Annotated in this window: 13 protein-coding genes; 1 reads left to right on the top strand and 12 read right to left on the bottom strand. The window is 42.6% G+C overall.

All coding sequences use genetic code 11. The annotated features are described in order from the left end of the window. The coding region (locus EKM65_RS11505; protein ID WP_225420458.1) for a hypothetical protein at positions 1–218 on the top strand (218 nt) is incomplete at its 5' end. Between the two features lie 705 nt (positions 219–923). Here the strand turns inward: EKM65_RS11505 and EKM65_RS10470 are convergent. From EKM65_RS10470 to istA, 12 genes are all read right to left on the bottom strand, one after another. Continuing rightward, positions 924–1,805, bottom strand: a complete 882-nt coding sequence (locus EKM65_RS10470) for an aldose 1-epimerase family protein (RefSeq protein WP_125608239.1) — start codon at positions 1,803–1,805, stop codon at positions 924–926. A gap of 13 nt (positions 1,806–1,818) precedes the next feature. After that, positions 1,819–3,228, bottom strand: a complete 1,410-nt coding sequence (hslU, locus tag EKM65_RS10465) for an ATP-dependent protease ATPase subunit HslU (protein WP_125608238.1) — start codon at positions 3,226–3,228, stop codon at positions 1,819–1,821. Positions 3,229–3,312: 84 nt separating this feature from the next. Then, positions 3,313–3,837, bottom strand: a complete 525-nt coding sequence (hslV, locus tag EKM65_RS10460) for an ATP-dependent protease subunit HslV (protein ID WP_125608236.1) — start codon at positions 3,835–3,837, stop codon at positions 3,313–3,315. Between the two features lie 13 nt (positions 3,838–3,850). After that, a complete protein-coding gene (gene xerC / locus EKM65_RS10455; protein WP_125608234.1) occupies positions 3,851–4,777 on the bottom strand; it encodes a tyrosine recombinase XerC in 927 nt (308 codons plus the stop codon). A gap of 63 nt (positions 4,778–4,840) precedes the next feature. Then, positions 4,841–6,157, bottom strand: coding sequence for a methylenetetrahydrofolate--tRNA-(uracil(54)-C(5))-methyltransferase (FADH(2)-oxidizing) TrmFO (gene trmFO, locus EKM65_RS10450; protein WP_125608232.1), 1,317 nt, complete (start codon positions 6,155–6,157; stop codon positions 4,841–4,843). 181 nt (positions 6,158–6,338) lie between these two features. Then, positions 6,339–8,417, bottom strand: coding sequence for a type I DNA topoisomerase (gene topA / locus EKM65_RS10445; RefSeq protein WP_125608230.1), 2,079 nt, complete (start codon positions 8,415–8,417; stop codon positions 6,339–6,341). 167 nt (positions 8,418–8,584) lie between these two features. After that, the gene (dprA, locus tag EKM65_RS10440) at positions 8,585–9,418 is read right to left on the bottom strand and encodes a DNA-processing protein DprA (protein WP_125608228.1); all 834 of its coding nucleotides are present in this window, start codon (positions 9,416–9,418) and stop codon (positions 8,585–8,587) included. A gap of 52 nt (positions 9,419–9,470) precedes the next feature. Beyond that, a complete protein-coding gene (locus EKM65_RS10435; protein ID WP_125608226.1) occupies positions 9,471–10,229 on the bottom strand; it encodes a ribonuclease HII in 759 nt (252 codons plus the stop codon). Positions 10,230–10,233: 4 nt separating this feature from the next. Further along, entirely contained in the window at positions 10,234–11,091 is an 858-nt protein-coding gene (gene ylqF / locus EKM65_RS10430; RefSeq protein ID WP_125608224.1) for a ribosome biogenesis GTPase YlqF, read from the bottom strand. Between the two features lie 132 nt (positions 11,092–11,223). Then, positions 11,224–11,697, bottom strand: a complete 474-nt coding sequence (locus EKM65_RS10425; RefSeq protein WP_125608222.1) for a DUF4111 domain-containing protein — start codon at positions 11,695–11,697, stop codon at positions 11,224–11,226. Between the two features lie 170 nt (positions 11,698–11,867). After that, positions 11,868–12,461 carry an ATP-binding protein gene (locus tag EKM65_RS10415; RefSeq protein ID WP_225420457.1) on the bottom strand — a complete coding sequence of 198 codons (594 nt, stop codon included), beginning with the start codon at positions 12,459–12,461 and terminating at the stop codon, positions 11,868–11,870. Beyond that, a complete protein-coding gene (gene istA / locus EKM65_RS10410; RefSeq protein ID WP_125608220.1) occupies positions 12,439–13,983 on the bottom strand; it encodes an IS21 family transposase in 1,545 nt (514 codons plus the stop codon). Before istA ends, EKM65_RS10415 begins: the two co-directional genes overlap by 23 nt. Positions 13,984–14,031: the final 48 nt, after the last annotated feature.

Genomic DNA, 14,031 nt, shown 5'->3' with positions numbered 1-14,031 from the left:
TGGACATACAAAAATCCCTCCATAATCATCAGATGAATTATTATATTTCATCTGACAACCATAAAGGGATTATCGCAATCAATGATCATTCCTTTTTTTGTGGTTTAAAACATGAATTTGCGAAAATTAGTGGCGTTTTAAGTCCTAGAACTGTTATGGTTGTGCTTCTTCGTGCCTACGAAAAATACGCTGGTGGAGCGCTGCAAGCACTGGTTTGAACTGAATCAAAAACCAATTCGTCTTGAATACTAATACTAGGACCTAGAACTGTTATGCTGCATTTCTTCGTGCCTACGGGAAATACGCTGGTGGAACGCTGTGGGTTCGACTTTAAGCCAATCTACGATTGTCTTAAAGCTCGGCCTTGTCGTAAATGGTAAACCATTAACGACAATTTCACAGCTGACCGCGATTTCCCTCCGGCACTGACGAAAGAGATAATATGGTGTGATTTAACTTCAAGTTTGTACTTCTCAAAATTCTGGGAAGCAATTTAACCACTTGTCAATTCAGCGCTCGAGCAAAGGTTGCCCTCTTGCTTGTTAAGTGGCGGCGAAAGAATACCGCTCAGTAGTGACATTATTGTTGGTGATTTATCACCTACAATAAGGCTTGTCTTGTAGACAATTTTGAAAAAATTGGCTTCAAGCAATGCCCACTACGTTCCAGCGCTAAGTATTCTTTCGCCGCCACGACAATGCACCACGTTTTATGAGCAACCTTTGCGCCAGCGCGAAGAAGCACAACATGATAGTTCTGATCGTAACTATTCAGTTAGCAGTGTCCACCACGTTCCAGCGAAAGTATTTATTTTCCCTCACGATACTCGCCACACTCCATATGCAACCTTTACGTAAGCGCGAAGAACCGCAAAATAATAGTTCCAGATTCTAGTTCGTAAAATTTGCGCAAGTGCGAATAAGTTACTTAAACGAAATTGAATACTTAGCTTTAAACTCACCGCTCGGATCGAGTTTGTTGATGCCTAACTTTTCAGTTAACTCACCGCTGGCGTCAATCGAATCAGCGATACCCCACCATGGTTCGATACAAATAAAATCAGCCGTTGTTGGGTAGGCTGACCAAATTCCCACATAAGGTGCATCCTTGGTCTTTAAGCAAACACCATGTTCTGTTTTGTCAGAGATAATTTGGACCTCATTGGCATCTTGCAATTGAAAAATCAACGCATCATTTTCAAAGACATCGTGATTGATCTGCCAATCAACATCAGTCGGTGCTAATGTCCGTTTAGCATAATCAACACCACCGCCAACACCTAGTGGAATTTGAATTCGACTCTTGCTGGGTTTAAAGCGGAGGAAATAATCATCGAATTTAGTGTCATCGGTTACGGGAATTCTAAAGCCTGGATGACCACCTACGCCGAAATACAATGGTTCAGTCGTACTAGGATTCGTAACATAATAGCTAACTTTAAGTAACTGATTGATCAGCGAATACTTAACTCGAAATTCAAATTTAAAGGGATAAATTTGACGTGTTGCTTCAGAATCTTTTAGTAAAAATGTGATACTGTGATCAGTCTGCCGTTCGACTTCAAACTCATTGTCACGAGCAAAGCCGTGTTGTGTCATATGGTAAGTTTGTCCCTGATAGCGGTATTCGTCATTCTTCAAACGACCAACAATCGGGAACAAAACTGGGGCATGTCGTCCCCAAACTTTAGGGTCAGCTTGCCATAAAAATTCGTAGTGATTGTGCTGATCGACGACGCTTTGTAGTTCTGCGCCCTTAGTGTCCATCACCACATGGTAAAATTCATTATTTAATTCGATTTGCATTTTATCACCTTCATTAAAGGATATATTTGGTCAAATCTTGATCTGCAACGATACCATCGATTCGGTCAGCCACGTACTTCTCGGTGATCATAATTTCACCCATTTGCATGTCAGGGCCATCAAAAAGAACTTCTTCAAGTACTTTTTCAAGAATTGTTGCCAAACGGCGCGCCCCAATATTGTCAGTGCGCTTGTTAACATCATCAGCAGTTTCGGCAATTTTGTCAATGGCCTCTTTAGTAAATGTTAATTTGACACCATCAGCACCTACTAAAGCAATATATTGCTTAATCAAGGCCGAACGCGGCTCAGTTAAAATTTCCACAAAGTCATTTTTTGTTAAATCATTAAGTTCAACTCGAATAGGGAAACGTCCTTGTAATTCTGGAATTAAATCGCTAGGTTTCGTTTGCGCAAAGGCGCCAGACCCAATGAATAAAACATGACTAGTATCTAATGGACCGTACTTGGTATTAACTTGGGAACCTTCAACGATCGGTAAAATGTCTCGCTGCACACCCTCACGAGAAACGTCGCCAGAGTTCTTACTCTTAGACGACAATTTATCGATTTCATCAATGAAAATGATACCGTCGTCTTGAGCGCGTTGAATTGCACGTTGATAAAGATCATCCTGGTTGACTAACTTCTCAGAAAATTGCTTGATCAGAACTTCCCGGGCCTCTTTAACAGGTAACGTCCGCGATATTTTGCGCTTCGGTGCAATCTGACCCAGCATGTCACCCATGTCAACACCCATGCTGCCCATCATATTGTTCATTTGATTGGCCTTTTTAGGCTCGTCAACTTTAATTGTGACTTCTCGGCTCTCCAACAAACCTTTATCAAGCTTCTCAGCTAGATCCATTCGTTGATCCAGCACTTCTGAAGAGACACCCTTGTTGTCATCTTCATCATTGGTTTCTTGATCTGGCTGCTGCGCCATTAGTTGGTTCATCATTTGCATGATGTTATTTGGTTGTGCTTGCTTCTTCTCTTTTTTCTCGCTGGGTGCTAATAAACGAATTAACTTTTTATTGGCTTCCTTTTCAGCTTGAACGCGAACTTGAGCGTAGGCTTCTTTTTGCTCGATTCCGACAGCCATCTCGGCCAAATCACGAACCATCGCCTCAACATCACGGCCGACGTAACCAACTTCGGTAAATTTCGTAGCCTCAACTTTAACGAATGGTGCGTTAACGATGGCAGCCAAACGTCGGGCAATTTCAGTTTTACCGACACCTGTTGGCCCAATCATTAACAAGTTTTTGGGAGTAATATCATGTTGCATTTGTTCATTTAATTGATGGCGACGATAGCGATTATATAAGGCAATCGCCACTGCGCGTTTTGCATTGTGTTGGCCAATGACATAGTCATCTAGGGCCGCAACGATTTCTCGTGGTGTTTTTTCCAAAGGCATTTATCGGTCTCCTATCTCACTTTTAATGACGGTTCTTAGTAAAAGCGTCAAGAAACGCTAACGTTCATGACGGTGTTTCTTCAACTAAAATTGATCCGTCATAATATCGTGGTTCGTGAAAATATCGATTCCACCCGCAATGTCAACTGATTCGCGAGCGATCTCTGTGGCGGACATGTCAGCAGCATGGCGTGTCATGGCAATCGCCGCTGCTTGCGCGAAGTAACCACCGGAACCAATTGAAACGACATTTTCATCAGGTTCGATTACTTCACCATTTCCAGAAATTAACAAGAGATTCTCTTTATCAAAGGCAATCAACATTGCTTCAAGTTTCTGCAACGTGGGATCTTTGCGCCAGTCTTGGGCCAATTCAACGGCAGAACGGCGCAAGTCACCACCATAAGTCTTTAATTTCTTTTCTAGCCAATCAGTTAAGGTGAACGCATCAGCAACACCGCCAGCAAAACCGATAATCACGTTATCGTCATAAATTCGGCGAATCTTGTGGGCGGTACCTTTTGAAATATATTTCTCACCCATCGTAACCTGGCCGTCACCGGCGATGGCGATTTGATGATTGTGTTTAACAGCAACAATTGTGGTCATAAATTTGCCTCACTTAATTTTTATTCTGATCATTTTTTTCTTTAGCACGGGGGAAGAATTGTTGATAGTCCGACTGCAAATGTTGCATGGTGACATGCGTATAAATCTGTGTCGAGGACAAACTAGCGTGACCGAGTAATTCCTGAACCGTTCGTAAATCAGCACCATGATCCAACATATGCGTGGCAAACGTATGCCGCAACATATGGGGATGAATATCACCAGTCAAACTAGACTTTTTAATGATTTGTTCTAGCGCATACGCAATTCCACGTGGTGTGATTTGTTTGCCGAAGCGGTTGAGAAAAACAAAATGCTGATCAGGCTGATTTTTCAATAATTTTTGCCGTCCATCAGCAATGTATGCTTCTAAGGCGTGTTGCGCATGGTGACCAAATGGCACATAGCGATCTTTATTACCTTTACCATGAACCAAAACAATCCGCATTGAGAAGTCTAATTGCTGAATCGTTAAATTAGCAACTTCACTAACCCGCATACCGGTCGCGTAAAAAAGTTCTAACAACGCGCGGTTACGTTGAGTCAGTGGTTCGTCGCCTTGAACTGAATCAAAAAGCACTTGCATTTCCTGCTCATAAAAAAAACGCGGTAATGTTTTCGGTTGGCCCTTAATTTGAACAGCCGCAAATGGATTTTGTGATACTAGCTTACGATTTTCTAAATAACGATAAAAGGACCTTAAGGCTGAGATTTTACGACTAATTGTTGTTCGTGATAACTTCTTCTGATTTAAATCAGCTAAATAAGTTTCCACTTCAAACTGATGTACAGCTTGATAAGACGCTAGACCACCATTATTCTCTAGGAAAGTTGTAAAATCCTGAATGTCATCTAAATAAGCTGTTTTTGTTAACTCAGAATATTGCCGCTCGACAACTAAATAACGCGCAAAACGATCAACCCATTCTTTTTCTGCCATCAAAAAACCTCCAACCAATATCTATACTTTAACATATTGGCCGTAGGTTTCGAGTAAAAAGTATTAAGCGTTAACATTGCTGGCAATTTGGTCGATTGAATCAAGAGCACGGTCCGCTAACGCTTGATAACGTGTTTTTTTGTCGCGGATTTTTTCAGGTAATGGTGCCAGAATACCGAAGTTCGCATTCATTGGCTGAAAATGTTTACCATTAGTATGCGTAATATAATTAGCCATCGAACCAATAGCAGTCGCAGGATCCAGGGTTACTAATTCTTCACCTTGCGCCATGCGTGCGGCATTAATTCCTGCTAATAGACCACTGGCAGCACTTTCCACGTAACCTTCAACACCAGTCATCTGGCCGGCAAAGAACAGACCAGCTTGCCGTTTTGATTGATAAGTTGGGCTCAGCACTTCTGGAGAATTCATAAAGGTATTGCGATGCATCACACCATAACGAACAAACTCGGCATTTTCTAAACCAGGAATCATTCGAAGGACACGTCGTTGTTCACCCCACTTCAAATGGGTCTGAAAACCAACAATATTATATAAACTACCAGCGGCGTTATCTTGACGTAATTGGACAACTGCATAAGGCCGTCGGTCAGTCTTAGGATCTTCTAAACCAACTGGCTTCATGGGGCCGAACAACATCGTTTTTTCACCACGACGCGCCATAACTTCAATTGGCATACACCCTTCAAAAACTTGATCGTCTTCAAAGCCGTGCATTTCCGCCTGCTCAGCAGTTGCTAAGGCATCGCGAAAGGCCATGAACTCATCACGTGTCATTGGACAGTTCAAATATGCCGCCTCACCTTTATCGTAACGCGACTTCAAATAAACTTTGTTAAAGTCTATCGATTCCTTCGTTAAAATTGGTGCAGCCGCATCGTAGAAATGTAACCCTTCAGCACCATTCAAAGCTTGAATTTGGTTGGCCATCGCTGGTGAAGTTAAGGGACCGGTTGCCACTACTGTAATCCCTTCAGGAAATTCACCCAATTCTTCAGCAACCACGTCAATATTAGGATGATTGCGGAGCGTTGTTGTAATTTGACCAGAGAAGTTATCGCGGTCAACTGCTAAAGCACCACCAGCAGGAACAGCATTGGCGTCAGCTGCCGCCATTACTAAGGAATTCAAGCGACGCATTTCTTCCTTTAGCAAGCCTACCGCATTGGTGACTTGATTAGCACGTAATGAGTTGGTACACACCAATTCCGCAAACTGATCGGTATGATGCGCCGGTGTTGATTTCACCGGTCGCATTTCGTATAAGCGGACTTTGATTCCGCGCTGGGCAATTTGCCAAGCGGCTTCAGAACCGGCTAAACCGGCGCCGACGACATTAACAACGGGCGTATCTGACATTTAGTAACCATCCTTTATTAGAGTGCGAAAAGCTACGGGTTGGTGACATGCATTTAAACGGGAAGATCATTGCGTGTTAACGCAAGGAGATTCACGCTTAAATACACTGTCACCAGTAGCTTACAGCACGTTTCAATTAAAGTGCGCCATGTAACTAATTAACTGAAGCACAATCTAAGTCTTATTTCTGGACTTGTTCTTCATAATCGCCATTGGGACAAATCACTTGGCGACCGCCTTTAACTTTCTTCTCAACGAGGTAATGCCCATCAACTGGACAATCACGTCCAACTGGTTTATCCCAGGTTACGAAATCGCAATCAGGAAAACGGGAACACCCATAAAAAATTCGATTACGTTTTGATTTACGCTCAATCACTTGCCCCTTGCCACACTTAGGACAAACAACGCCGATTTCTTTGACAATTGCCTTGGTATTACGGCAATCGGGGAAGCGACTGCAAGCATAGAATTTACCGAAACGTCCCATTTTGATTACCATTGGTGCACCACAAATATCGCAGTCAAAACCCGCTGGTTCATCTTTAATTTGGACTTTTTCGATTCCTTTTTCGGCCTTGTCTAACTCTTGGGCAAATGGTTTGTAATAACGATCAACCACATCGACCCAATTTTCTTTATCTTCTTCAATGCCATCAAGCTCGTCTTCTAACTTGGCTGTGAAGTCAATATTAACAATATCCGGGAAAAATTCTTCGATGATTTTATCGACAATCTCACCTAATTCAGTCGGTTCAAAACTCTTACCATTTAATTTAACATAGTAACGCTTCTGAATGGTATCAATCGTTGGTGCATAAGTTGAAGGTCGACCAACACCATTTTCTTCCAGTGCTTTGACCAAACTAGCTTCGGTGTAGCGCGCTGGCGGCTGGGTGAAATGTTGTTGCGGATCTGTTTTGACCATTTTGACATTATCGCCGACTTCTAACGGTGGTAATAAATTATCTTTCGATTCGTCAGTGGTTGATTGATAAATCTTCGTAAAACCAGCAAACTTCATCTGTGAACCATTAGCACGGAAGATCACGCCATTTTGCACCATATTAACGGTGACAGTATCAAATACCGCGGGTGTCATTTGACTAGCCACAAATCGGGACCAAATCAATTGATACAACCGGAATTGATCACGCGTCAAAATAGCCTTCAATGACTCTGGTGTCCGCATCACTGAACTAGGACGAATCGCCTCATGAGCGTCTTGAGCGCCTTCAGGATTCTTAGTTTTGCGTAATTTGGTTGCTGCATATGCTTCGCCTAATGTTTCGTGTAAGTATGTGGCAGCTTCATGCTTGGCAATCGACGAAATTCTTGTCGAGTCAGTCCGCATATAAGTGATTAAACCAACGGTACCTTCTTTGCCGCCTAAATTGATGCCTTCATACAATTGTTGGGCAATCATCATGGTTTTGCGCGTTTTGTAATTCAGGCGTCGGTTAGCTTCTTGCTGTAAGGAACTGGTAGTAAAAGGTGCTGCAGGAAATCGTTTGCGTTCTTTTTTAGTGACATTTTGAACGATAAAGGGGTCACTTTTGTCAACTTTTTGTAAAACAGCTTGAACAGCATCATTATCGGCTAATGGTTGTTTCTTGCCATCAAAGCCATAGAAATTAGCCGCGAATTTCTTGCCGCGCCCTTTTTGGAATTCAGCAGCCAAGCTCCAATATTCTTCGGGGATAAATGCATTGATGGCCCTTTCACGATCAATTACTAATTTTAAGGCGACTGATTGCACTCGTCCGGCACTCAACCCTTTTTTGACTTTGGCCCAAAGAATTGGGCTGATTGAATAGCCGACTAACCGATCCAAAATCCGCCGGGCCTGTTGAGCGTCGACTAAATTCATATCAATGCTACGTGGTGTTTTAAAAGCGTTCTTAACGGCATCTTTCGTAATCTCGTTAAAGACGACCCGATTATTATCTTCAGGATTTAAATTAAGTAAGTGGGAAACGTGCCAAGCAATCGCTTCACCTTCACGATCGGGATCGGCGGCCAGATAAATATGATCGGCCTTTTTTGCCGCCGACTTCAAACCTTTGATCACATCACCTTTACCGCGAATTGAAATATAGCGAGGCTCATAATCATGTTCAATATCAATACCCATCTGACTTTTAGGTAAATCACGCACATGTCCTAAACTGGCGACGACTTTATAATTACGACCGAGATATTTTTCAATCGTTTTGGCTTTTGCTGGGGATTCCACAATCACAAGATTTTTCGTGGCCATGCAAAAACTCCTTTCCTAGATCCGTTATCTACTATAATAACCGTCAATGAACAGCGGTAATCAAATCGGAAATAATCATAAGCTAGATTTCAGCAACTTGTCAACCATCAGAAATTTCTAACGATTAAAAATGATCATTTTTAGTCAGATAACAACTTAAAAAGGATTTAAAATTGTAAATCGTCAATAATGTCTTGTGCGCACAAAACTGGTAGTGCACCGGCTTGAATCAATTCATTAGTTCCCTGTGATAATGGCGCAAAGATCCCACCAGGCAGTGCATAAACATTGCGATTCTCTTGTAAAGCTAAATTGGCGGTAATTAGTGACCCACTCCGTTGTTTAGCCTCTGTGACTAATGTACCCGCGGCCAGTCCAGCGATAATTCGATTACGCTGGGGAAAATGAAACTTTTGTGGCGGTGCATCTGGCAAGTATTCAGATATGACTAAACCGACCTGGCCAATTTGTTCTTGTAATAATTGGTTGGCTTGCGGGTAAACCACATTGAGCCCATTGCCAATCACGGCAATGGTTTGCCCATTTGATCTTAAAGTCTCTTGGTGAACTAGTGTATCTACCCCACTAGCTAAGCCACTCACCGTCACTAGATTTGCTTGGATTAACTCTGGCAATAATCGCCGCAAGCAATGTTGGCTGTATGTGGTACACATGCGCGCGCCAACAATGGCTAGCTTACGTCGTCTTAAAAGTTCACGGCGACCACGATAAAATAACAATAATGGTGGTTGATATATTTCCGCTAATTCAATTGGGTAATCTGCATCAAAAATGGTGAGATACTTCTCAACTGTTGATATTGGAACCAACCAACTGGGAAAAAATGTCAGTTGTGCACGCAACCATAAATTAAGGGTCTCCCAATCGGTCAAGGGGACTTTTTCCGAACTTGCGCTCAACAATTGCACTAATTTAAATTGATCTTGATAACGCCAGGCTGGATTCATTTTGGCAGCCAGTAAAACATCGTTTTTTTTCATAAAAAAATCACCTACGATTTTAAATACGCAAGTGATTGCTGAATTTTTTTAATTAATGATGATATTGTTTGACGGGACTAAATGATTGGCGATGAATTGGTGTACTGCCTAACGCGGCCAGACCTGCCAAATGCTTCTGTGTGCCATAACCGGCATTATCTTTGAAATCATAGCCTGGATAAACACGGTCATACATCGTCATTAGGTGATCACGAACTTGCTTGGCAACGATACTAGCAGCTGCAATGCTGGCCGATCTAGCGTCACCCTTAATTAATCTGCGCTGGGGTAGCGCAACTGGTACATGCATCGCGTCGACCAAAAGATATTGTGGTTGGTAATATAAATGTTCCACCGCTTGAGCCATAGCTAATTCAGTCGCATGATAAATATTCTCGCGATCAATCATTTGTGCGTCAGCAATGCCAAGACTAATATCAATTGCCACGGCACAAATCTTTAAATATAGTTCTTGACGTTTCTTAGCAGATAATTGTTTAGAATCGTTTACATCTAAAACAGCAAAATCGTGGGGTAGAATCACGGCTGCGGTAATGACGGGTCCAGCTAATGGACCGCGCCCAACCTCGTCGATACCGGCAATTAAGGGGTAATTTGGCCACAATTCGTGCTCCATGACTAATCGATTTTGCAAAGCTTGTTGGCGAACGACTAATTTTTCCTGCTGTCGTTGCAATTGTTGTAGCGCTGCTTGGACACCTTTACGCGGATCAGTCGCTAATTGTGCCAGCAGTTCAGTACTCGGATTGTTGGCAAGTTGCGCTTTGATTTCCTTAATTGAATTCGCCAACTGACTAAACCTCTGCAGCGTTAACTGGCGCCTGTTCCAAAGTAATGCGACCTAAACTGCCTTTGCGTAAATCAAGAATGATTTTCTGAGCCATCCGCTCATACTCATCTTTAAAACCGAACTTCTTGGTTAACACCAACAATAAATCAGGATCAGATAATTCAAGTTGCTTCGGATTTACACCTAACTTGTCAGTTAGAACCTGAGGATAATATTGACGAAAATAATTCAATGCAAATAACGTGACATCATCTTCATGATAAAGCCCCTCTTTAATCGCACCAGTTAAAGCTAATTTAACACCAATTTCTTGATCATCAAATTTGGGCCATAAAATTCCCGGTGTATCTAAAATTTCTAAGTTTTGTTTGGTCTTCAACCAGCTTTGATTCTTCGTGACACCCGGTCGATTGCCAGTGACGGCAACGTTTTTACCAATTAACCGATTAAGGAACGTCGATTTTCCCGAATTAGGCACACCTATGCACATGGCGCGAATCGTCATATTTTTAATACCGCGTTGCGCCCGCAGTGCTAATTTATCTTTTAAAATTTCGTTAGCAGCTTTTTGTACGGGACCTAACGGATTTTGATGTTGTGCATCCGTCGCAATTGTCGCCTGCCCTTGGGCCTCATAATATTGTTGCCAAGCCTTTGTTTGTTTAGGATCAGCTAAATCAGTTTTATTTAAAACTAATAAATGTGGTTTTTGTTGAACAATCTCGTTCATCATCGGATTGCGCGAACTCTCAGGAATTCGTGCATCACAAATTTCGATCACAAGATCAACTAGTTTTAATTGTTCTTGAACTTCCCGGCGCGCTTTGGCCATGTGACCCGGGAACCATTGAATCGTTGCCATCGTGTATAACTCCTTTCGCGCGAGAATTCTAAGCCTACTATATACAGGCAACGGTATTTTAACTAAATCAGTACATTACATTTTACCATTTTTCACACAACTTTGCTTTAACTTTCAAACATCAGACTGCTTTCATTCCTTAATGCGTTTAAGCATCTCTTTTGCAAAATCAACTAATTCTTGATGGCGATATTGAGTGCTTGTCTTAGATGGGCAAGAATACTCTGCTAACGCCTGTTGTACCAACGATTCCCATCTGGTGGGCAGAAAATGACATGCCCATTCTCCTCCGGAAAGCTTGGAAGTCACCAATCCATCGGTTTTGAAAGCCAACGCTCGACACAAGTTCAATATCATGTACATCGGCTTTGAGATAATCTCCTGGTCAGCGTCACCAATATCAAAAAGAATGCTACGAAAATAAGCCTGTTGGGGCACCGCACAAAACACGTCATCAATAGGTCGACCGGTTAGAACCACTCCGTATTTCTTAGTAATCATTAAGTGAGCTGTCAAATCCTCATCCGTCCCGTTCGTCGCTGTTAAAATCTGAATATACCAAAATCCTGACTGATAATCTGATTGGGATATATTTGCACGGTTCATACGCGATGGGGTGTTACCATCCGATGGTGAGTGATTTAGATTATCTGGTTGTTGTCAAGCGACCACTATCGGCAAAAATAAAAAAGAAAATTATGTCCGTAACCATCAACGAGCTTTGCCCGCTCAGTCCTGCCAAGGGCTTAGAGTTTCACATTTTATTACAACGGAATTTACGTGTTTTTACTGAGCCAATGCCATTTGATTTTCATTTTTCGAAGATGCATTACCAAACCTATCTTAGTCATGCAGACGATTATATTCGGACTATGAACGGGACGGCCGTATTTCACCAGGATCTTCTTGAAGTCACCATTAACTTCGTTTTTTGCGACAAGTAAATCATCCATTAGCTCGGGCAAGCGTACATACCGCACTTTGTAGAATTGCCGACAAGCTGCGATACCTAAAGCAGTCGCCAACCAGGTCTTCCCATTACCAGAAGCACCCATGAGCAATACGTTGTGGTGTGCTTTGATATAAGCACCTGTTGCCAACTTATTGATGACGTCTTGATCTAATTGGCGATCAGGCTGGTAATCGATATTACTGATAGCTGGCGCAGTTGTACTGAATCCAGCATCTTTAATCAAGCGCTCTAACTTGTTATTTTGACGCGTATTGTAGGCGACATCAACTAAGAGCTCCAGACGATCTTCAAAGCTCATTTGGCGAATATTTTCAATGTGTTCCTGTGATTCCAACGCTTCGATCATGGGTATAAGACGCATTTCGTGTAGTTTTCTAGTCGTTTCTTGATTGATCATGAGTGATTCCTCCAAAGTAGTTGGCGCCACGGGTGAAGCCGTAGTCTTCCGTTGATTGTTTCGCTGTCTGTGCTGGTGACTGATTCTTTTTATGGTTGATCAACACCCGCTCAATGATTCGTATCGTCAGCACTTGCGCGACCTTCTGAACTTCTGCGCAGCCGGCTTCAAGTTGGCTTGCGCCATACTTCTTACCAAGTCTTTGTAGACTTAAGATCTTATGCAAGGCTTGTCGTTCTGGCATATGATTTAAAAAATATTCAACGACATCATTGACATGTTCACCGATTGATAATGCCCAGCTACGACTGGTTTCTGGTGTGTGCGAAACATATAGCTTATGTGCCTCCGGCATGTGGTCTTGATTAGTTGAAAATTGTTCACTACGACCGTAAAGCCTTACGTGTGAGGCAATCCGGCTATCTTTGAAGAATATCTCGATCAATGTATTGGTTAGGCGAACGTCCACCTGACTGCCAATGTACTGAAATGGTACTGAATAAAACATTTGATCCACCAAAATGTGGTAGTCTGGTTGTACGGTGGCTATCTTCCATGTTGCCATCTCAAATGGTGTTGTCGGTAGTGGCAGGAGGGCAAATTTCTCCTCAGTGATGAAACCTTCCTCTCGATTCCGACATGCTTTATATTTTTTGGTGAAAGGCCGTTGATTGAAGTCCCGTAACTTCGACCAGATGGCCTGATTTAGTTCTTCTAGTGTGAAGAACTTTTGGTTCCTCATAGCTGCGACAACCCAAGTTGAGAGCGCCTTGACAGTGCCTTCGACCTTGGGTTTGTCTTTTGGTCGACGTACTCGTGCTGGCATCACCACAGTGCCATAATGTTCTGCCATATCGCGATAGACTGGGTTTAAGACAGGATCGAATTTCGTATGATTGTTAACGCCAGTCTTCAAATTGTCTGACACTAGTATCTCTGTAGCACCACCAAAGTATTCGTAGGCATGAACATGACCACGAATCCAGTCTGGCATAGTCATGCTTAAGAATGACTCACAATAGCTATACTGACTGCTAGGAAGAACGGCCAGGTAAAGATATGCCGTTAATTCTTCACCTGTGTCTGCGTCAATTATGGTCAAGGTCGAGCCGGCCCAATCGACCTCCATAAGTTCTCCCGGCTTGCGGCGAATACGCATTGTGGCCTTATACTTCTGCGCAAATGTGCCATGCATCCGGCAGTAGGAACGATATGAATATGGAATCATACCAGAATCTCGACAGTTTGTCTGATACTCATAGTACAACAAAGACAATGTGACGTTCTTTTTGCCTAACTCCCTATGCATATACTCAAAATCGGGGCGTTCACGGCCAGTCGTTTCGGGTGAGAGCTCTGGAAATAGGATCTGCCCAACCTGTGTATCAGTCAGTTCCGAATCGATAGGTAGCACAAGCTCAGCCTGTTTTGCGCGTTCGATCACCTCCTTTACTTTACGGCGAGAGTGCCCAGTACTGTAAGCAGTTAATAATCGACCGGCTGTGAAACACCATCTATTCAAGGTAAAATTACCTCATCATAATAAATGGTGAGGTGTTTTTTATATGGT

The sequence above is a fragment of the Lapidilactobacillus bayanensis genome (genome assembly GCF_003946695.1).
Lineage (GTDB): Bacteria > Bacillota > Bacilli > Lactobacillales > Lactobacillaceae > Lapidilactobacillus > Lapidilactobacillus bayanensis.
The sequence above is the reverse complement of the archived record's forward strand: the minus strand, read 5'-3'. Positions and strand labels throughout refer to the sequence as shown.

Bases quoted from the DNA above. Each gene is read 5' to 3' on its own strand.
- ylqF (WP_125608224.1), bottom strand. From the start codon at position 11,091: ATGGCAACGATTCAATGGTTCCCGGGTCACATGGCCAAAGCGCGCCGG.
- EKM65_RS10415 (WP_225420457.1), bottom strand. From the start codon at position 12,461: ATGATCAATCAAGAAACGACTAGAAAACTACACGAAATGCGTCTTATA.
- topA (WP_125608230.1), bottom strand. From the start codon at position 8,417: ATGGCCACGAAAAATCTTGTGATTGTGGAATCCCCAGCAAAAGCCAAA.
- EKM65_RS10470 (WP_125608239.1), bottom strand. From the start codon at position 1,805: ATGCAAATCGAATTAAATAATGAATTTTACCATGTGGTGATGGACACT.
- dprA (WP_125608228.1), bottom strand. From the start codon at position 9,418: ATGAAAAAAAACGATGTTTTACTGGCTGCCAAAATGAATCCAGCCTGG.
- hslV (WP_125608236.1), bottom strand. From the start codon at position 3,837: ATGACCACAATTGTTGCTGTTAAACACAATCATCAAATCGCCATCGCC.
- xerC (WP_125608234.1), bottom strand. From the start codon at position 4,777: ATGGCAGAAAAAGAATGGGTTGATCGTTTTGCGCGTTATTTAGTTGTC.
- EKM65_RS10425 (WP_125608222.1), bottom strand. From the start codon at position 11,697: ATGAACCGTGCAAATATATCCCAATCAGATTATCAGTCAGGATTTTGG.
- trmFO (WP_125608232.1), bottom strand. From the start codon at position 6,157: ATGTCAGATACGCCCGTTGTTAATGTCGTCGGCGCCGGTTTAGCCGGT.
- hslU (WP_125608238.1), bottom strand. From the start codon at position 3,228: ATGCCTTTGGAAAAAACACCACGAGAAATCGTTGCGGCCCTAGATGAC.